Origin of the sequence: Undibacterium paludis, from assembly GCF_022568815.1 — a bacterium.
Taxonomy (GTDB): Bacteria; Pseudomonadota; Gammaproteobacteria; order Burkholderiales; family Burkholderiaceae_D; genus Undibacterium.
In genome coordinates, this window is the sequence record NZ_JAKZHX010000008.1 from 52531 (window position 1) to 72442 (window position 19912).

Consider the following 19912-nt stretch of genomic DNA (forward strand, 5'->3'; position numbering starts at 1 on the left):
ACTGTGTTTTGTGATGCAAATTTCTGGTTTAATCTTGCAAAGGCAGACAGAGCCTGGCCCTGGTTCCACCCTGGGGCAGGCTTTCTACACTGATGCTCCCACCATGCAACATCGCCACTTCACGGACAAAGGGCAGGCCCAGGCCCGTGCTTTTGGCTGCGCTGGGGCGGGGTAGGGAATAGAAACGGTCGAAGATTTTATCGCGGGCATATTCCGGGATGCCGGGACCCTGGTCAGTGATGGAGATGCATAGTTGTTGCGTACCCTTGTCGATGTCGATGAGTTCTCCTGTCATTTGTATGGTGCCGCCATCCGGGCTGAAGTCGATGGCATTGTCCAGCAGGTTACCCAGGGCCTGACGTAATAACAGGTTGTCGCCGCTGACTTTGTAATGATGGCCGCTGGCAATGTTCAATATCAGTGATTTGCCAGGCAAGCGGGTTTGTACATCATTGCCTGCCTGTTGCAGCAATTGATTGATGTCAACCTGTTGTGCGTGTTCCAGGTTCTGCTGTTTTTCCAGCTTGACAAGAGCCAGCAGCTTGTCGATGAGCTGCCGCTGACGCTGGTTTTGCTCAAGGATATTGTTGAGAAAACGCTGCCTGTCGGCAGCGGGCATGTCTTCCCGCATGAGCTCGGCCGAGCCCTGTATGGAGGCAATAGGGCTCTTCAACTCATGGGTCAGGGTATGCATCAGTTGTTCTACATACTGCTTGCCTTCAAGCTTGTCGCGCATGGATTCCAGCGCACGGCCCAGTGCGCCTATCTCATTGTTGCCTAGTGCAGGCAGGCTGGTCTTTTCACCGTTTTCCACACTGCTGGCATAGTGCTGCAATTTGCGCAGTGCCTGGTTCAGCCACCAGGAGAAGGCGATACCTATCAGCAGCGAACCGAACAGCGCCCAGGCGCTGCGCTGCAGGATCTTGCGCTGGCTGCGATAAACGAAGGGGTTGATGGTGGCGATCGGTTTGGCAACTGTCAGTGAGCCGATGATGCGGCCATGATCCATGAGAGGGGCTGCCACATGCATGACACTGCTGGCTTCGTCAGCGGCGTCATTGCGGGTACTGCGTGCACCGTATTTGCCTTGCAGGGTCAGGTAGACATCATTCCAGCGCGAATAGTCTTTGCCGACATCCTGGCCTTCGCTGTCGAAGATGACGATGCCTTTGGTATCGGTTATGTAGATGCGGTAATCAAGACGGGTCTTGCGTATGCCGCTGATGTTGGCATCTATGCTACGCTGGGCAAAATTCTGCATGCGTTTCATCAATGCACTGTCAGACACATTGCCGGCGGCCACGTCTTCCGCTACCAGGGTGGCCAGCATCTGCGCCGTATCCAGCAAGGTGTCTTCCAGTGTGGCGCGCACGCCGGGTTTGATTTCTTCGACCACGACGTTGAGTATCAGCCAGGACGTCAGCCCCAGCACCAGAAAATAGCCTAGCAGTATGCGCAGGCCTATCTTCATGTCGGTGACCAGCTGTAACCCATGCCTCGGTGGGTTTGTATGCCTTCGTCTTCGCTTTGCCCGCTGTCTTCTGTCGTGGCGGCTGTTGTCGCTGCCAGCCGTGCCTGGCGCAATTTGGCGCGCAGGGATTTGATGTGGGCATCGACAGTACGGTCCAGGGTATCGGGGGCGTTGATCCAGACCAGTTCCATCAATTGTGCACGTGAAAACAATTGCCCCGGTCTTTCCATCAGGGTTTTCAGCAGCAGGTATTCATACCGTGTCAGGTTTAATGTCTGACCATGGGCCAGTATGCGCGCTTCCTGCTGGCGCAGTTCAAAACGTGCGACAGCTGTTTCGGCCCTGGCTTGCGGGCCGGCCTGGCGTCGCAGGATGGCGCGTATGCGCGCCACCACTTCGCGTGGTGAAAATGGTTTGGTGACATAATCGTCTGCACCGATTTCGAGGCCGACGATGCGGTCTATTTCATCGTTGCGCGCTGTCAGGAACAACACCGGTATATCAGTGAACTGGCGCAACTGACGGCAGACATCAAAGCCACTGATGTCGGGCAGACCGATGTCGAGCACGACCAGTGCAGGGGCCATGCCGCCACGAACCAGATTCAGCGCTTCTTGCCCCAGTGTAATGTGATGCGGAGCGAAACCGTCTGTAGACAGGGCATAGGCCAGGTTTTCTGCGATGCTGATTTCATCTTCGACGATCAGTATGGATTTTTGCATGCAGGGGGAATATACAGTGAGGGAGGGCATGCCGGGCAGGCTGCAAAAGAATGAATGCAGCCTGACAAGCAGATTTATTCAGGTTTGAGGTAAAACGCATCCGGCAATTGTTCACCGGCTGTCGTGACCTTGATATCACCTTTCAAATTCGTCAACAGCACCGGCAACTCAGGGCCGCCCAGTTCGATGATGACCTGACGGCAGGCGCCGCAAGGGGCGATCGGGCCTTCGGTATCGCCAGTGACAGCAATCGCGGCAAAATCACCCGGGCGATAGCCTGACGCAACGGCGCTGAACAAGGCGGTACGTTCGGCACAATTGCATAAGCCATAAGAGGCATTTTCCACATTGCAGCCATGGAAAATCTTGCCATCTTTGGTCAGTACGGCAGCGCCGACCTTGAATTTGGAGTACGGCGCATAAGCAGATTCACGCGCTGTGTTTGCAGCTTGCAATAGTTCACTTTTGTTAAACATGTTGATCTTTCGTTGATATAGGCGACATTGTATTATCAAAACATGCTGGAGATCACCAATCCCTTGAAAACTGAGACACCCTCGCCAGGTGAGCGGGAGGGGAAGTCGCAAGCTATCGTCAGGACAAGATTGACAGAATTGTGCCTGATGCTGCTTGCCATGGCCCTGTATTATCTGGCGGCACGTACAGGCATGCAGTTGTTTGCTTTGAAACCCAGCAATATCACCCTGTTGTGGCTGGCGTCCGGCATAGGCATGGTGATGTGCATGCGCCATGGCCTGATGGCTGTTCCTTTGATCATTCTGGCAAGTTTTTTGGCCAATTATCCTGGCATGGCGGCAGCAAAACTGGCTTCCCCTGTTTTATATACGCTGGTGTCAGCGACGGCGGATGGCATGGCCGGTTTGGTTGCCATGCTGATGATGCACTTGTCTTTGCGTGAAGGCTTGCGCAAATCCACGGATTTATTGCAGTTCGGGCTCAAGGTTTGTCTGTTGCCGACGGTGCTCAGCAGTACTATTATCAGCCTCAACCTGGCTGTGGGCGGCTATATAAGGTGGGATGAGGCTGGCGATTTTTTTCGTATGCTGGTGCTGGCTGACAGCCTGGGCATCCTGTTGATTTACCCGCTTTACCAGGCCTGGTGTGATGAGCCCCGCATACGCCGCAGTGAAACTGCCAAGCTGATACTGACATCGTTGGGCATTGCCACCTTGCTATTGCTGGCATTTCGCGGGCATCCGGGTTTTATCTATTTCATCCTGCCCGTGCTGTTGCTCATGGCGTTTTATGTCAGCATGAACCTGATCACCTTGGTGTTGACCATCAGCATGGTTGCGATTATTGCCATGACGGGCCAGCAACTGGGGCCATTTCAGAGCGCTAGCCTGGTGGAGGCGAATTTTATGCTGATCTGTTTTGTGTGCACCACGACTTTCACCATCCTGGCCATGGCCCTGCACAACCGCCAGTTGCAAAGCATAGAAATTGCCCGTCAGGAATGGCAGCAGGCTGCTCAGGTCGATGTACTGACCGGCCTCAACAACCGTGCGGCTTTCCTGCCCATGCTGACAGAGGAACATTTGCGCGCCAAGCGTATGGGACGACCCTATGCCCTGGCCTTGCTTGATATCGATCATTTTAAAAAGGTTAATGATGTATACGGGCATCAGGCCGGTGACGAAGTGCTGGCCTTTTTTGCCAGCCTGATGCAGGCCAATATCCGCGGCATAGACAAGGCTGCCCGTCTGGGCGGTGATGAATTTGTCATACTGTTCCCCGAATCAGGCGCCAAGGACGCTGCCGCCGCCATGGAAAGACTGCGCCAGCGCCTGGAAGCAAGTCCCGTCCAGACTTCGCTGTCGCAAATCTGTATCACCAGCAGCATAGGCATTACCGAATACCAGGGGGGCGATGTCACAGCCGAGATGGTTCGTACCCGCGCCGACCAGTTACTGTATGCAGCCAAGCATGCCGGCAGGAACCAGGTCATGTTTGACGCAGTGACCGATGAGGCCGGATGACGGTGTTCATCGCCAATACTGTCCTGCACGGCACCGGGTTTCAGTTCAGATGCAGTTTGCGCAGACGCCATTCAATGACAAAACCGAGCAGACCGCAGGCGAACAATACAGCGCCCAGAAATTCCAGAACAGGAAGAGGAACATTCCGGATGTTGCTGGAATATATGCACTTTACCGACCTGACTCCTGATAACAGGCTGCAAACAGCAGGCGCTTGCTCAACTATCTTGATAACAGGGCTTGTAATTCTCTTATCCGTGGTACATAACTAGGATACAGGGATGATTTTCCTGTTTTCGCTTTGGAGTAATATGATGAGTTTAGGAATTTCTGCGCAGGACCTGTATGTCCGGGCTTACCAGACCGCCCAAACCAAAACCCCAAAATCCGGCGACAAAACGGTGGAAGACGAATTGTCGCAGGCCCAGGCCAGCACGCCAGACAGCACCACGGTCAGCCTGGACAGCGGCAAGAATGACACCGTGGTCTATGCTGATCCACGCCTGAACAAGACGGCTGCCCCTGATTTGCAGGCTCTGCTGGAAGAGTCGGATCGCAAGGCGCAGGAAATCATCAACCTGATCAAGCCCCTGGTTGAACAGCAAGGTCTGGATATTGCCAAGGTTGCCAGCGGGCAGCAAAAAATTTCCGCCAGCCCTGAGGCCATCAAGGCGGCGCAGGCAGCAATTGCCGAAGGGGGTGAATTCAGCGTGCAAAAGACCGCTGAACGCATACTGAGTTTTGCCAAGGCAGCGATAGGGGATGACCCGTCCAAACTGGACAAGATCACGGCAGCAGTGGAGCAAGGCTTCAAGGAAGCGGCAGATGTTCTCGGCGGCAGCTTGCCCGACATCAGCAAGCAAACCCTGGATGCGATACATACCGAACTTTCGCGCTGGAAATCTGAAGGCATACCTGCCGGGGACACCGTGAGTCTGGCGAAAACCTCGACGCAGAAGGCGGCTTGAAGCCCCCAAAGCAGGCCAGGTGCATCATCGTATTGAAATCACATGCTTGTTCAGGCTGGGAGCCATGTGTGCGTTGCACCTTGAGAACTGCTGTCGTTGAGCGCATCAAATGTTTTGTGGATTGCAAACACACATATATAAATTAAACCCAGGGCCTCAAAACCGTCATGCCGGACTTGATCCGGCATCCAGCGACTTTGTTTGCATGCTGATGCAGTCAGCCTTGTACAGAATCGCGACATTGCTTTATTCAGGTAAAAAAACAGTAAAGCATCAATGATGCTGGAGGCCAGATCGAGTCTGACATGACGGTTGGGGGGGATTACTGGCGATGCTTGTTGCTGCATTTTGTGCAGCACATCGATGAGCATGAGGTGATGGCTCAACGTAAAAAAAGCCCGCTATAGTTTCCTATAACGGGCTTTTCACTTACAGAACCGAACCGTAAAAACTTACTTCTTCACACCCAGTTCACGCAAACGTTCTTGCAGATAACTGCCAGAGGTATGACGCTCGGACAGCACCACGTCTGGACGTGGATGCAGGAACAGTGGCAAAGAGATGCGGGATTTCTTTGCTTCTTCGCCTGTCGGGTTCAGCACGCGGTGTATTGTCGATGGGTAATAGCCTTGCGATGCTTCGTCCAGCATGTCGCCAATGTTGACGATGAGCATGCCAAAGTCACAAGGTACATTATGCCAGCCGCCATCTTTGCCCAATACCTGCAGGCCAGCCTGGGTTGCGGCTGGCAGTACTGTCAGCAGATTGATGTCGCCGTGAGCTGCTGCACGTACGGCGTCTGGCTCCTCATCGCCGCGCAGTGGCGGATAATGCAGCACGCGCAAGAGGGTCAGGTCGCTGTCGGTGATCATGTCAGACAATGGCATGGAATACTTGGCCTTGATCTCGGCAGGTGTATGGTCTTCTACCCATTGCAACAATTCCATGGCCAGGTTTGAGCCTTCGTCATAGTATTGACGTGCTGTATCTGACACTTCAGACGGGTAACGGCCCCAGGGGTAGATATGGTAAAACTCCTTGAGGTCACGTTTGGTCTGGCCCTTGGCCGTTTCCGAGACACTGGGCGAGAAATAGCCATCCATCTTCTCGCGGTCGAAATCGTACTTGTTCTTCGCATCGGTCTGGAAGAAGTCATACCATTCTTTGTAAATGGTTTCCAGCATGGTTTGCGACAAAGGATGATTGGTCAAGACACCAAAGCCGGTGCGATGCAGGCTTTCAGTGAATTTTTTCGCAGCGTCGGGTGCGCGGTAATCAACTGGTTCGATAATCATGATGATTCCTCCTTAGATGCTCAGTGGCGCCTGCAACCAGTCAGAAGACAGCGTTGCATCGATCAATTGTTTGCATGCCTCGGCATCAACCTTCATGCAGACACGGGTTTCGGGCCTGCTGGCTTCCCAACCTGGCTGTGGATAAGGGATAGGCAGTTTTGCCATCATGGTCTGACCATTGCCGATGCCTTCTTTGGCAACACGTACCCGGCCAGAGTTGGTCTCGAAAATCTGCGGCGCCACCAGCCAGACAAATGCGAGTACATCATGGCCATAGCAGGCGTGACCGAGGTCAGGGCGTATGCTCTGGTAGAAATTGGCATAAAAGTTAACGGCGTGTGACAGGGTATCCATTGCCACGTGCTTGTGTTTTGCTGCCAGGCTGGCAAAGAAGGTTGCTGGCAACACTACGCGGTGAGTGACGTCCAGGCCTACCATGGTCAGATCCCAGCCGGCGGTGAAGACCAGGTCGGCTGCGTCTGGGTCATTCCAGACATTCGCTTCTGCTACGGGGGAGACATTACCTGGTTCATCGACCGTACCAGCCATCAACACAACCTGCTTCAGCAGTTTTGGCAATTGCGGTTCCATCTTCAGGGCCAAACCCAGGTTGCCCAAGGGGCCAACGGCAACCAGAGTGATTTCACCCGGATGCTGACGTGCCATCTTGACGATGAATTCAGCCGCGCTTTCGACTTCTGCCTTGCCACCGACTTCAATACGGCTGTTGAGGTTACCCAAACCGTCAGCACCGTGGATAAAGTCAGGCGGCGTACCGGCAGCCTTGGCAAAAGGTACTGGCACACCCTGGGCGACAGGGATGGATCGACCGGCAATGCGCGTCAGGTACAGGGCATTGATTGTTGCCTGCTCAACATAGACGTTACCAAAGGTTGTGGTAATGCCAACCATGTCGATACCAGGATGCGCCAGTGCAAAGTACAAGGCCATTGCATCATCGACGCCTGGATCCGTATCAAAGATGACTTTATGTTTTGCTGTTGTTGACATGTGGATGCTCTCCAAAATTACACCGGCTGGCCATTGGGCAGAACCCAGTCGCGATGTGAATTGTTGCAGTTGACCCGGTTCAAGGAGGTCGAAATTCTTTTGTATTGCTTTAAGACCGAAAAGCTCACCACAGAGTCACAGAGAAGAGCATGAGGAAAAACCGAGGAGCTTCCAAATACGTAGGTTGGGCTGGTAAACCGTAGCCAGCGTGGCCCGGCCCAACCTACGAGAAGCCAACACTCCGGTTTCTCCATCGCTTTTCTCTGTGGCCCTCTGTGTCTCTGTGTTGAAAGGTCTTAATTCATTAACTTACCGTGACTTCACAAACGGCTGACCAATTGCTTTCGGGGCGACGGACTTTGCCATCAAGCCTGCCAGTACAATCACGGTCACGACGTAAGGAATCATCTGTATCAACGAGCCTGGCACCTTGCCGATGACGGGGAAGACCACGCCTTCAATTTGCACTTGCAAGGCAGCAAAGAAACCAAACATCAGGCAGCCCATCGCTGTATAGATGGGGCGCCAGTTACCGAATACCAGGGCCGTCAATGCCAGGTAACCATTACCGGCCGACATGTCACGCAGGAAAAAGCCGCTCTGCACGATAGACAGATAAGCACCGGAGAAAGAGCACAGCACACCAGCACACAGCATCGCCATGAAGCGGGTGCGTTCTACATTGATACCGGCTGCATCGGCTGCGTGCGGGTTTTCACCAACGGCGCGCAGGCGCAGGCCAAAGCGAGTGTGGTACACAACCCAGTGCACCAGCGGTATCAGGGCAAAGGCCAGGTAGACGAGAATACTGTGGCCGCCGATCAGCTTGGTATATACCCAGCCAAGAAAGGGTACGCTGGCGATGGCTTGCGAGCCCGGCAATACGATGTCAAACAGGCGTGCTTCACCGAGGTCAGGCGTACGACCACCCTGCTGGAAAAAGTACTGGGCAACCACAAAAGTCAAACCGCTGAGGGCGATGTTGATGGCGATACCGGCGACCAACTGGTTGCCTTTTTGCGTGATACTGACAAAGCCTTGCAACAGGGCGATGGCGACCGAAATACCCACACCGGCGAGTATGCCCAGCCAGGGGTTCTTGGTCACAAAGGCAACCGCAGCAGAAACAAAGGCAGCGGCCAGCATCTTGCCTTCGAGCGCCAGGTCAACCACGCCGCTGCGCTCAGCAAACAGGCCGGCCATGGCGGCAAACATCAGTACCGGTGCATTGCGTATGGTCGATACCAGGATGCTGGAAAATTGAAAATCATCAAACATCATTTTTCCTTACGCTTGAACAGGGCAGACAGGGCAGGGGCATACAGGTTTTCCATCGCACCACAGAACAGGATGATCAGTCCCTGGATAAAGATAAAAGTCTCGGTAGGGATATTCGGTTTTTCCAGCGACAGATCAAAGCCGCCCTGTATCAGGGCGCCAAACAGTATCGATGACAACAGAATGCCAACCGGATGCTGGCGTCCCATCAGCGCAATCGCGATACCGATGAAGCCGGCGCCGGCCGGGAAGTTCAGGTTCAGGTAATGGGTTGAACCCATGACAGAATTGACCGCTGCCAGACCTGCCAGTGCGCCGGATATCATCATGGTCACGATGATGGTCTTGCTGATGGAGATACCGGCATAATGCGCCGCATGCTGGTTCAGGCCTGTGGCGCGCAGCTGGTAACCCCAGGTGGTGCGCCATACCATTACGCCATAAATCACCAGCGCCAGCAGGGCCAGCACAAAGCTGATGTTGAGTGGCGTTTCACCTAAAATGGGGAAGAGGCCATTGAGCTTGGGCAGCCAGGCGGCATCGGCAAATACGCGGCTGGCCGTATTTTGCTGGCCAGCCGGTATCATGAAGCTGACGATGAGGTAATTCATCAGGCTGGCAGAAATGAAGTTGAACATGATGGTGGTCACCACCACATGGCTGCCACGTTTGGCTTGCAGGTAGCCGGGCAAAAAGGCCCAGGCTGCGCCAAACACGGCAGCACCGAGCATCGCCAGCGGTATCAGCAGCCAGCCCGGCAGGCTGGAGTCCAGCCACAGCAACACCAGGGTCAGGCCTAGGCCACCCAGATACATCTGGCCTTCGCTGCCGATATTGAACAGGCCGGCCTGCATTGCTACCGATACGGACAGGCCGGTGAAGATGAAGGTCGCTGCATAGAACAGGGTATAACCGAGGCCCTCAGGATTGAGGACCGCCGAATTGACCAGGATGCTCAGGGACTCCACCGGGCTTTCACCCAATAGATAAATCACACCCGCCGCGACCAGTAAGGCGGAGAACAGGTTTAACAGCGGCAGGGCAAATGCAGTGGCCCAGCGTGGGAGGTCGGCTTGATTCATTGTGGTCTGTTCGCTTGTCTGTGTTCAGTTTGCTCTGCTATGCTTTTTTGATATGTTCAGTGCGGATTAATGTGTGTGTATGCCGCCCATCAGGCAGCCTATCTGGGTCGCATCAAATTCTTCTGCCTTCAGCTCACCCGTGATAGCGCCGCCGGAAATGACCAGGATACGGTCAGCCAGGGCGCGCACTTCTTCCAGCTCTACCGACACCAGCAAAATCGCAATGCCGGCGTCGCGCATGGCCAGCAGGCGCGTGTGCAGGCTTTCTATGGTGCCGATATCAACGCCGCGGGTAGGCTGGCCGACCAGCATCAACTTGGGATTGGCGGCAATTTCGCGCGCCATCACGACTTTTTGCTGGTTGCCGCCAGACAGCAGGGCGATGCGCAAATCAGGGTCAGACGGGCGTACATCAAATTTGGCCAGCAAATCCGTGCAGTTCTTCATGATGCTTTTGTAATCGAGCAGGCCAAAGACCTTGCCCAGCTTTTTCTGGTAACCGAGAAAGCTGTTCATCATCACGGAAAAATTCTTGACGACGGCATCACGCAAACGATCTTCCGGTACATGGGCAATGCCGAGATCGCGGAAGGTGGCAGGCAAGCCGTCGGCATCCTTGCGACCGGCAAAGGGCAGGTCCTTGCCCTGCATCTGCAACTTGCCGCTAGTGGGCAGGCGCATGCCGCTCAGGACTTCGAGTATCTCGCTCTGGCCATTGCCAGAGACACCAGCGATGGCGACGATTTCACCGGCACGTATATTGAAGCTGACATTCTTCAGCAGGCTGACTTTTTGCGAGTTGACCAGGTTCAGGTCTTTGACCTCCAGCACCGTCTCGCCCGGCGCATAGGCAGCACGTGGCAAGTGGGTGACGATAGGACGGCCCACCATCATCTCGGCCATTTGTGAAGTCGTCGTGTCTTTGGTAGCGACAGAACCGATGACCGTGCCGCCGCGCATGACGGTGACCTGGTCAGTGATTTCCAGTATCTCTTGCAGTTTGTGGGTGATCAGGATGATGGTCTTGCCCTGTTCCTTGAACAGGCGCAGCACTTCAAACAGCGAAGCTGTTTCCTGCACCGTCAGGACGGCAGTCGGTTCATCGAGGATCAGGATATTGGCGCTGCGGTAAATCTGCTTGAGGATTTCCACCCTTTGCTGCACGCCGACCGACAAATCCTGTATTGTCGCCAGCGGGTCCACGTCAAGTGAATAGCGTTTGCATATTTCGCGCAGTTTGGCTTCGACTTCATGGCGCTTGGGTTTCAGGCGAAAACCGCCTTCCGTACCGAGCATGACATTGTCGAGCACGGTCATGTTTTCCACCAGCATGAAATGCTGGTGCACCATGCCTATGCCCAGATCGATGGCTTCCTGGCTGTTGCGGATGTTCTGTTCTGCGCCATTGATCAGCAGTTTGCCGCTGTCCGCACGGTAATAGCCGTACAGTATGCTCATCAGCGTGGATTTGCCCGCGCCGTTTTCACCGATCACGCCATGGATGGAACCGGGCGCAATGGAAAAGCTCACATCGCGATTGGCGTGTACTGCGCCAAAGCGTTTGGAGATGTGCTGAAATTCGACGGCTGGCTGCATACTTTAGCGTTTCTTTAAATGACGTTGTGCAAGGGCTTAAACATCAATCAGGGCGCATCGTACCTTTGCAAAGATACCTGCGCCCCCTTGGTCAGTTGATAGTCAACTGATAGTCAACAACGGCCTGGAATCAGACCGGGCACTTGTTGCCTTCACGGAAATCAACTACCTTGACCTTGCCATTAATGATGTCCTGCTTGGCCGCATTGACACGTTTTTCCATGTCGGCGCTGACTACGGCGCGGTTATCCTTGTCCAGTGCCCAGTCGACGCCGCCTTCTTTCAGGCCCTTGTACTGGGTGCCAGCTTTCCAGTTACCGTTTTTCAACTGCATGAAGCTGTCATAGATGGCCTGGTCCACACGTTTGACCATGGAGGTCAGCATGACGCCAGGGTGCAGGTAGTTCTGGTTGGAATCCACACCGATACCTAGCTTGCCTTTTTCCTTGACGGCTTGCAAGGTGCCCAGGCCGCTGCCGCCAGCTGCTGCAAAAATCACGTCAACCCCGCGTTCCATCTGGGCGCGGCCAAGCTCGCCACCTTTGGCCGGATCATTCCAGGCCGCAGTGGTGGTGCCTACCATGTTTTGCACGACTTCAATCTTGCTTTCTGTCGCTTTGGCGCCCTGGGCGTAGCCGCAAGAGAAATTGCGTATCAGCGGAATATCCATGCCGCCGACAAAGCCTACCTTTTTCGATTTGCTGGCAATGGCTGCTGCCACGCCGACCAGGTAAGAACCTTCCTGTTCCTTGAACAGCACAGAGCTGACATTGTCACCGGCGGCGATGCCGTCGATGAGGACGAATTTGGTTTTAGGGAATTCCTTGGCGATATTCTGTACGGCCGTTGCCTGGCCAAAACCGATGGCGGCAATCAGGTCCACATTTTTGCGGGCCAGGTTGCGCAAGACCTGTTCAGTCTGCGTGTCGCTGGCAACCTGCACTTCGAGGAAATTGAGCTTGGTTTCTTTCTTGAAGCGTTCTGCGCCTTCGGATGCTGACTGGTTGAAGGACTTGTCAAACTTGCCGCCTGCATCATAGATCACGGCAAATTTGAGGTCTGCAGCACCGGCAGCGCCGCTGACAGCCAGCAGGGTTGCCAGGGAAAGGCAGATTTGCTTGAGTTTCATGAAGTTTCCTTAATCAGATATCGTTGTGCGCGCTGCGCCCGAAGTAATTCTTGTCTGGTTTCTTGTCCGGCAATCACCATCCCGGTAATTTCCCGTCTGTTGCTGCCTTCGCAAGCCTAACATGGTGTGGGCGTTTCGCAGGCATTTCGGTTGGCAGCACAGACAAAATTTTATCAAAAACAGTGTTCAGCAGGGTTTGGTTCACACCGGCGATGTATCACCGGCGCCGGCGTCAGGTGGTTTTCAGGCTGCTTGGCGAATCGCCATGAATTCCAGCACTTGCTGACGTTGCGGTATGGATGTCTGCGCACCCAGCTTGGTCACCGTCAGGGCGGCCGTGTATTGGGCTTCGCGGCTCGCATCAAGCAGACTCAGGCCGTTTGCCACACCGACTGCAAAGGCGCCAACAAAGGTGTCGCCGGCGGCGGTGGTGTCAACCACATCGACCTTGACTGCGGCAATGAACTGGCTGCCACTGGCATCCGTGACCAGGGCGCCATGTTCGCCCATGGTCAGCAGGACTGTGCCCGCTCCACGTTTCAGGATTTGTTCAGACGCTGCCTTGGCGCTGGTCTGGTCAAGCACAGTCATGCCACTCAGTTGCGAGGCTTCTGTTTCGTTCAGGATCAGGTAGTCGACCTGGGCCAGCAGGGCATCGCTCAAAGCTTGTGCAGGTGCCGGGTTGAGAATGACCTTGACGCCGTTGGCTCGGGCGATTTCTATGGCGCGTGTGACGGTTGGCAGCGGGGTTTCAAGCTGACAGACCAGCAACTGTGCACCAGCGATGGTCGCTGTGGCAGCCTCCACCTGGGCCGGTGTCAGCGTGGCATTGGCGCCTGCTGCCAGCACAATGCTGTTGTCACCACTGTCTTCAACCAGGATGCCGGCTACGCCGGTGGCAACACCCGCCACCCTGGCCAGATGGCTCAACTCCATTCCCTCTGCCGCCAGGCAATCATGTGAAAAGCTGCCAAAACCATCGTCACCTACTGCACCGATGAAGCTGACATGGGCGCCCTGGCGTGCCGCAGCAACAGCCTGGTTTGCGCCTTTGCCGCCCGGAATCTGGCGAAACTCGTGGCCGTGCAGGGTTTCGCCTACAGCCGGCATGCGCGGAGTGCGAAAAACCAGATCCATATTGACGCTGCCGACTACAGTTATCCGTGGCTTCATGATGCTTTTTTCTCGGTAAAAAGGTGTGGCGCAATCGTTTGCGCAATCGATTTCGTATTTAACTATGCGCACAGTTCAACGTCAAGCGCAATCTGATTTTTTGGTCAAAATTTGTGCAAAATCGCGGCAGGCAGGCAACCATAGTTTGAATATTGTTTTTTGTCCGTTTTGCTGGCGTCATCAGAGTGAGGATTTGTTGCAATGCATCAGAACAGCGGTCTGATGAAAATTGTCATGTTGGTCACAAATCACCCTCAAATATACTGGAGCGCGCTGATTGTGGGGCTGTCTTCCAGGCTTGTCAAATAACACTCGTCTGTAACGGTGTTCAGGGTTATGGATATTTATCTTTGACAAGATGATATGTTGCTGTAAATATATTGCAAATTTCTTTACTGTAAGTTTAATGTTTTGCCACACGCAGGTGCAGTGCTTCCCTATTCAGGCATTTGTTCTGTGTTTTTACCAGGGAGTTTTACTTTGACATCGCGTCGTTTGATTTTGCCTTTATTGCTGGCTTCGCTGCTCAGTATCGATGTACAGGCGCAGCATATCCCCAACTCACGTAGCTGGTACTTGTATTTGGGCAGTCAGGATGAGGTCCGGCAATATGTGCTGGAAGTCGGTAAGGGTCCGACTGTCGTTGTCCTGCATGGCGGCTTTGGTGCGGAACACAGTTATCTGCTTGACCCTCTGCTGCCACTGACAAACAAACGCAAGCTGGTGTTTTATGACCAGCGCGGCTCACTGCGCTCGCCTGCCGGTCAACTGGAAGTATCGCTCCCCAAAATGGTGGAGGACCTGGAAGCCTTGCGCCAGCAACTGGGGGAGGAAAAACTGGTTCTGCTCAGCCATTCCATGGGCGGTGCAGTAGCGATGGCCTACCTGGCAAAATACCCGGACAGGGTGCGCGGCCTGGTTCTGACCGGGCCGGTTTTGCCAATACCTCTTTCCGATGATTTCAAGAAAGCACCGCAAGACCCAGGCTTGCTGACTCCTGCCGAACAAGTCCAGGCAGATGCCCTGGCTGCACAATACTGGCAAAAGCAGGGAACCAGACTTGCCGCTGTCCAGGCAAAATTCAAGGCCATGCCCGCCGCCGCATCGACAGAAGCAGCACGTGCCACCCCCGGTTATTACCGCAACCTGACCGAGCAATGGCGCATGCAGTTTGCCTCTGTCAATATCTATCACGCCGATCGCTGGCCCGGCATCGAAGGCGGAAAAGCATTTTATTCCCAGGCAGTCGCGGATGCTGTCCTCAAAGACCCTGCTGCCCTGGCCAAACAATTCGAGACTTTCCGCCCTGCCTTGCAGGCATTTCAGGGGCCAGTCGAAGTCATCATGGGCGATGAGGATTATTGCGATCCGGGTGGCTATGTCTGGGGCAAAGTACTCAAGACTGTCCCCCGCGGACGCTTGAATCTGTTGCCGGAGGCCAGTCACAGTTACTGGCTGGACCAGCCCAGGGCCAGCCGAGCCGCACTAACGGCAGCACTGGACCGTGTATTTGCGGCCAGTCGCGGCAAGTAAGAAGCTCAATCAGTTGGCCAATGTATTTGTGCTGACTTGTAAATTCCTGAGTCTGTCCCTATGTGTATTACTGTCAATATAGGGGAGACATCAGCATGAGCTTGCACATAGGTATCGTCGGTTGTTCCGCTGCCGGAGCGGCACTTTGTTATCGCACCATCTGTGAAGAGGGAGCCGCCTTGCTGGGGCCGCATGCTCATCCTGAGGTCAGCATGCACACACCTTCTCTGGCTTTATATGTTGATTGCCTGGAGCGGGGTGACAGGCAGGGAGTTGCTGATCTCATGCTGACTTCTGCAGGCAAGCTGGCCGGGGCGGGCGCTGATTTTCTTATCTGCCCGGACAATACCATCCATCAGGCGTTTGACCTGGTGCAGCCGCATTCACCCTTGCCCTGGCTGCATATTGCCGAAGAAGTCGCCATTGCAGCGATGCAACGTGGTTATGGCCGTGTTGGCATCACCGGCACAGGCTGGCTGATGGACAGCGAGGTTTATCCCCAGGCCTTGCGCGCCAGGGGGCTGGACTTCATGCTGCCATCCAGAGACGATCGCGTGCAACTCAACCGCATCATCATGGACGAACTGGTTTGCGGTATTTTCAAGCCTGCCAGCGTCAAGGCCTTTCAGGACATCATCGTCAGGCTGAAAGAGCAGGGCTGTGACGCTGTCATTCTTGGCTGTACAGAACTGCCGCTGATCGTCAGCGACGATAATTCGGCGCTGCCTGTGCTGGACTCAACCCGTTTGCTGGCGCGGGCCGCCTTGCGGCGGGCTGTACTGGCCAGCTAGCGGGGCGGTTGGGGCGGGTGTAAGATATGACAAGTGATTGATAACAATATGTCTTGCCGTATGTTCAGATATTCCGCTCTATTTCCAGCCCTTGTTTGCAGTCTGGTATGCGCCAGCGCCAGTGCTGCCCGGCCCCTTGATGAACGTGACCAACTCAAAGAAGCACATGTTTACCACATCATGTTCAGGACCAGGGCTGAAGCCATCAACGCCAGCGAGATTTTGCGCAATGTGCCGGCCAGCGGTCAACTGCTTGCATTGCAGGACATGGCGCGCAAAAAATCCATAGACCCGGGCTCCATGTCAGCCGGCGGTGATCTTGGCGTCATACGACCCGGGCAGATGGAAATCGGTTTTGAAGAACTGGTGTTTGGCCTGCCGGTCAGGGAAGTATCGGTGCCGGTGCGTTCGTCCTATGGCTGGCATGTGCTGTATATTGAATCCAGAACCGTCAAGCCGGTTGCGCAGATTTGTGAAGCAGGGCTAAAGTCTTATGCACGTTCCGCCGACAGCAAACTGACGCAGGCGCTGGCGCTCAGCAAAAGCTACAAACCCGATGACGAGGGTAGTGTGGCTCTGTCCAGAGTCCTGGGCGTAGGGTGGGGCAAACCGGTGCGTGATGTGGCAGGCAATATGCGTTACTTCAAAGGTACGCCGTTGGAACAGCCGGGTGTATTCGATGTCAGCGAGCATATCGAATACAGTTACGCCACCTATCATGCAGCCAAGAATGCCTGCATGCGTTCCAGCGTGTCGCGCTTCACGGTCAACTGCAAGGCTGGTACAGTGGCTGACAATGGCATGATTCAGTATGAATTGCGCGGTGCGCAAGGGCGCGAACTGGCCAATATCACTGCCCAGCCCGGCAGTCCGGTGTTGCCATATATGTATAACGACATCTATGCAACCATGCATGAGTTGGTATGTCGTATCAGCAATCCGGCAAATGTTGCCAGCAATGAGGCCATCGGCCATCTGTTGCAGAGCAGACCACCTCAATAAATTCCTGTGCAAAAAATGTCAGGCGCCGTGTCGTTGCGCCTGACATGTTCGCTGTTCTTGTTGACCAGTGTGGTCTTTCCTTTCCTGATTTCGGTCTTTTTTTCAGATGCGGGATGAGCGCGTTAGAACGCTCACCAGCGCAATACTGGCAGCCGTATGCCCGGCAAGATGCCAAATACAGACAGGAGCACGCCTATCAGGAAAAGGATGAACAGGACATTGACGATGCGTGCTACCGGTGCGGGCAGAGGGAGCATGCCAACCAGCCACCATATCAGGCCAAAGACAACAAGATAAATGATGAGACTAATGATCTGGTACATGATGTGTCCTTACAAAAAGCGTGGCCGCGGAATCAGGACGCTCTGATCAAGTGCATAGCGCGCACCAAGCCCGGGTTTGCAAGGGTTTGCCGTAACCGCACTTCCATAAGTTAATAAGTAAGTTTGCCAGCCCGGGCCGGGTTTGCCTTGTGCATCTGATCAGAGTTTCCATGAAACGATATGGAGCACTGATGACCTAGCATGCGCGTCTGTTCCTGATTGATCTGTACGCTGGCGAACGAATGAGAAGCATTTGCCGGGCTGATCGCCAGCGATCGTGCCGACAGGGGGGGGCAAGTTTCTAAAACCGCATGGCTCTGGTAAAGATGTATTTAAATAAATCTGCCTGGAGTTTGACTCGAAAAGAACAAATGTTTATTATTGAAAACAATTGTTTTAATTTGAGTCGCCATGACTACCCCACTTACCAAAAAAGAACAGCTCTACCAGCTCATCGCTGCCCAGCCGTTTATTTCTCAGCAAGACCTGGCTGACCAGCTGGGTTTGTCGCGTTCTGCCGTGGCCGGGCATATTGCGGCGCTGATACGTGAAAAGCGCTTGCTGGGGCGGGCTTATGTCTTGCCTGATCAGCGGCCCGTGGTGTGCATAGGCGGAGCGAACATAGACCGTAAATTGCGTACCCTGGGGCCGGTGCAGATGGGGACCTCGAATCCGGTCAGCCAGCATGAAGCCTTTGGCGGCGTGGCGCGCAATATTGCCGAGAACCTGGCCCGCCTGGGTTTGCCAACCCGCCTGCTGTGTGCCGTTGGTGATGATGCTGCCGGGCACAGCATGCTGGCCCATGCGCAGTCGGTCGGTATTGACGCAAAAGCCAGTCTGGTGGCAGGCGGTTTGCATAGCGGCAGCTACACAGCCCTGCTCAATGATGATGGCGACATGGTGCTGGCGCTGGCGCATATGGAATGCTGTGATGCATTGACACCGGAGTTCCTGACCAGCCGTGCACCACAACGCGGCAATGCCGCCCTGACGATTGCCGACTTGAATTTGCCGCAGGATAGCATAGGCTTATTATTGCAAGAAGCATATCAACATGACGCCACCCTGATACTGGTTGCCGTGTCTGAACCCAAGATGGCGCGCCTGCCTGCGGACCTGCGCGGACTGCGCTGCCTGATATTGAACAGGGGCGAGCTCGGTGCTGCCGTTGGCCTGCGTATTGAGGATAAGGCAGACATTGCCGCTGCCTGCCGGCAATTACAGACACGTGGTGTGCGTGATCTGGTCGTGACCCTGGGTGGAGATGGCGTGATGTACACCGATGCAGCGGCTGAAAATGGCATGCAGCAATTGTCAGCGCCACCAGCAAGGATGCGTGATGCGACGGGGGCAGGGGATGCTTTTGCCGCCGGACTTGCATGGTCGTTATGCCGCACGCCTGATGACCTGGGCCTGGCCTGTCAATATGGACTTAAGCTGGCGCGCCTGACGCTGGAAAGTGATGCGACGGTCTCCCCGACCATCTGCCCGACTATTTTTGAAGAGGAATTATCATGATGCAATCTTACCTGGTCTTATCGGACGAAGTCCGTGCAGCCCGCCTGGCGGCAAAACCCGTGGTGGCGCTGGAGTCCACCATCATTTCACATGGCATGCCTTACCCGCAAAACGTGCAGACCGCGCGTGAGCTGGAGCAGATCATCCGTGATGGTGGTGCCGTGCCAGCCACCATTGCCGTCATGAACGGCAAGATACATATCGGCCTGTCAGATGACGACCTGGAAACACTGGGCAATTCACCCGATGCCATGAAGGTCAGCCGCCGCGACCTGGCTTATGCACTCTCAACCGGCAAACTGGGCGCCACAACCGTTGCTGCCACCATGATCTGTGCTGCGCTGGCCAATATTGAAGTCTTTGTCACTGGCGGCATAGGTGGTGTGCATCGTGGCGCCGAAACCAGTTTTGATATCTCGGCTGATTTGCAGGAGCTGGCAAACACCTCGGTAGCCGTGGTCTGTGCCGGTGCCAAATCCATACTCGACATCGGCCTGACACTGGAATACCTGGAAACCCATGGTGTGCCTGTGGTCAGTGTCGGTCAGCCGAATTTTCCGGCATTTTTTACGACGGACAGCGGTTACAAGGCTGATTTCCAGCTTGATACGGCAGAGCAGCAGGCTGACTTCATCCATACCAAATGGACACTGGGCCTCAATGGCGGTATCGTCATCGCCAATCCTGTGCCGGTAGAGTCCGCCATGCCACGTGAAGAAATTGAAAACATTACACAACAGGCACTGGCGCTGGCAGATGAGCTTGCCATCAGCGGCAAGGCGATCACCCCTTTTCTGCTGTCGCGTATCAAGCAACTGACTGAGGGGCGCAGCCTGGAAACCAATATTGCCCTGGTCAAGAATAATGCCGTGGTCGGCACCCAGCTGGCACTGGCGCTGCATCATTTGCGCAAGCGTACGGTGTAAAAGTCAGTGTTTCATCGGGTGTGCCTGTGTACACCCGAATGTCGATATGGGCCTGGTGAATGCCTTTGATGAGCATCTTTATCAGGTAATGTCT

The 19912-nt window shown here is 54.7% G+C and carries 19 protein-coding genes; 7 read left to right on the forward strand and 12 right to left on the reverse strand.

The window, feature by feature from the left end; genetic code table 11:
• Window positions 1-28: 28 nt before the first annotated feature.
• The 3 genes from creC to LZ463_RS14455 are packed head-to-tail and all read right to left on the reverse strand — an operon-like array spanning window position 29 to window position 2669.
• Complete coding sequence (creC, locus tag LZ463_RS14445) at window positions 29-1471, reverse strand: two-component system sensor histidine kinase CreC (RefSeq protein WP_241456526.1); 1443 nt, start codon at window positions 1469-1471, stop codon at window positions 29-31.
• Window positions 1468-2223, reverse strand: a complete 756-nt coding sequence (gene creB / locus LZ463_RS14450) for a two-component system response regulator CreB (RefSeq protein WP_241456527.1) — start codon at window positions 2221-2223, stop codon at window positions 1468-1470. The genes creC and creB overlap by 4 nt, the downstream gene beginning before the upstream one ends.
• 44 nt (window positions 2224-2267) lie before the next feature.
• Window positions 2268-2669: a cytidine deaminase gene (locus tag LZ463_RS14455; protein ID WP_241456528.1), complete on the reverse strand. Its 402-nt coding sequence runs from the start codon at window positions 2667-2669 to the stop codon at window positions 2268-2270.
• A 42-nt stretch (window positions 2670-2711) separates the two neighbouring features.
• On the opposite strand from LZ463_RS14455, the gene LZ463_RS14460 reads away from it, so the two are divergent.
• Together LZ463_RS14460 and LZ463_RS14465 are read left to right on the forward strand one after the other, a co-directional pair.
• Window positions 2712-4193 carry a GGDEF domain-containing protein gene (locus tag LZ463_RS14460; RefSeq protein WP_241456529.1) on the forward strand — a complete coding sequence of 494 codons (1482 nt, stop codon included), beginning with the start codon at window positions 2712-2714 and terminating at the stop codon, window positions 4191-4193.
• A gap of 311 nt (window positions 4194-4504) precedes the next feature.
• Window positions 4505-5161, forward strand: a complete 657-nt coding sequence (locus LZ463_RS14465) for a hypothetical protein (protein WP_241456530.1) — start codon at window positions 4505-4507, stop codon at window positions 5159-5161.
• Window positions 5162-5211: 50 nt separating this feature from the next.
• On the opposite strand, the gene LZ463_RS14470 is transcribed toward LZ463_RS14465, so the two are convergent.
• The 8 genes from LZ463_RS14470 to rbsK all read right to left on the reverse strand — a co-directional run bounded on the left by LZ463_RS14470 (window position 5212) and on the right by rbsK (window position 13725).
• Complete coding sequence (locus LZ463_RS14470) at window positions 5212-5532, reverse strand: hypothetical protein (RefSeq protein ID WP_241456531.1); 321 nt, start codon at window positions 5530-5532, stop codon at window positions 5212-5214.
• An 81-nt stretch (window positions 5533-5613) separates the two neighbouring features.
• On the reverse strand, window positions 5614-6456 hold the full coding sequence (locus LZ463_RS14475; RefSeq protein ID WP_241456532.1) for a 2OG-Fe(II) oxygenase family protein: 843 nt from the start codon (window positions 6454-6456) through the stop codon (window positions 5614-5616).
• Between the two features lie 12 nt (window positions 6457-6468).
• Window positions 6469-7467 carry a nucleoside hydrolase gene (locus LZ463_RS14480; protein ID WP_241456533.1) on the reverse strand — a complete coding sequence of 333 codons (999 nt, stop codon included), beginning with the start codon at window positions 7465-7467 and terminating at the stop codon, window positions 6469-6471.
• 309 nt (window positions 7468-7776) lie between these two features.
• The gene (locus tag LZ463_RS14485; protein WP_241456534.1) at window positions 7777-8748 is read right to left on the reverse strand and encodes an ABC transporter permease; all 972 of its coding nucleotides are present in this window, start codon (window positions 8746-8748) and stop codon (window positions 7777-7779) included.
• Entirely contained in the window at window positions 8745-9827 is a 1083-nt protein-coding gene (locus tag LZ463_RS14490) for an ABC transporter permease (RefSeq protein WP_241456535.1), read from the reverse strand. Before LZ463_RS14490 ends, LZ463_RS14485 begins: the two co-directional genes overlap by 4 nt.
• A 66-nt stretch (window positions 9828-9893) precedes the next feature.
• The gene (locus LZ463_RS14495) at window positions 9894-11423 is read right to left on the reverse strand and encodes an ABC transporter ATP-binding protein (protein ID WP_241456536.1); all 1530 of its coding nucleotides are present in this window, start codon (window positions 11421-11423) and stop codon (window positions 9894-9896) included.
• A gap of 130 nt (window positions 11424-11553) precedes the next feature.
• A complete protein-coding gene (locus LZ463_RS14500; protein WP_241456537.1) occupies window positions 11554-12552 on the reverse strand; it encodes a BMP family lipoprotein in 999 nt (332 codons plus the stop codon).
• 243 nt (window positions 12553-12795) lie between these two features.
• Window positions 12796-13725 carry a ribokinase gene (rbsK, locus tag LZ463_RS14505; protein WP_241456538.1) on the reverse strand — a complete coding sequence of 310 codons (930 nt, stop codon included), beginning with the start codon at window positions 13723-13725 and terminating at the stop codon, window positions 12796-12798.
• 480 nt (window positions 13726-14205) lie between these two features.
• On the opposite strand from rbsK, the gene LZ463_RS14510 reads away from it, so the two are divergent.
• The 3 genes from LZ463_RS14510 (at window position 14206) to LZ463_RS14520 (ending at window position 17051) form a co-directional block, all read left to right on the forward strand.
• Window positions 14206-15258, forward strand: a complete 1053-nt coding sequence (locus LZ463_RS14510) for an alpha/beta fold hydrolase (protein WP_241456539.1) — start codon at window positions 14206-14208, stop codon at window positions 15256-15258.
• 95 nt (window positions 15259-15353) lie between these two features.
• Window positions 15354-16049 (forward strand): aspartate/glutamate racemase family protein, encoded by a 696-nt coding sequence (locus LZ463_RS14515; protein ID WP_241456540.1) that lies wholly within the window; start codon window positions 15354-15356, stop codon window positions 16047-16049.
• Between the two features lie 60 nt (window positions 16050-16109).
• Complete coding sequence (locus LZ463_RS14520; RefSeq protein WP_241456541.1) at window positions 16110-17051, forward strand: peptidylprolyl isomerase; 942 nt, start codon at window positions 16110-16112, stop codon at window positions 17049-17051.
• Between the two features lie 131 nt (window positions 17052-17182).
• Here LZ463_RS14520 and LZ463_RS14525 read toward each other — a convergent pair whose 3' ends face one another.
• A complete protein-coding gene (locus LZ463_RS14525; RefSeq protein WP_241456542.1) occupies window positions 17183-17374 on the reverse strand; it encodes a Thivi_2564 family membrane protein in 192 nt (63 codons plus the stop codon).
• Window positions 17375-17785: 411 nt separating this feature from the next.
• Here LZ463_RS14525 and LZ463_RS14530 point away from each other — a divergent pair, with 411 nt between their 5' ends.
• Together LZ463_RS14530 and LZ463_RS14535 are read left to right on the forward strand one after the other, a co-directional pair.
• Complete coding sequence (locus LZ463_RS14530; protein ID WP_241456543.1) at window positions 17786-18892, forward strand: PfkB family carbohydrate kinase; 1107 nt, start codon at window positions 17786-17788, stop codon at window positions 18890-18892.
• Window positions 18892-19818 (forward strand): pseudouridine-5'-phosphate glycosidase, encoded by a 927-nt coding sequence (locus tag LZ463_RS14535; protein WP_241456775.1) that lies wholly within the window; start codon window positions 18892-18894, stop codon window positions 19816-19818. Before LZ463_RS14530 ends, LZ463_RS14535 begins: the two co-directional genes overlap by 1 nt.
• Window positions 19819-19912: the final 94 nt, after the last annotated feature.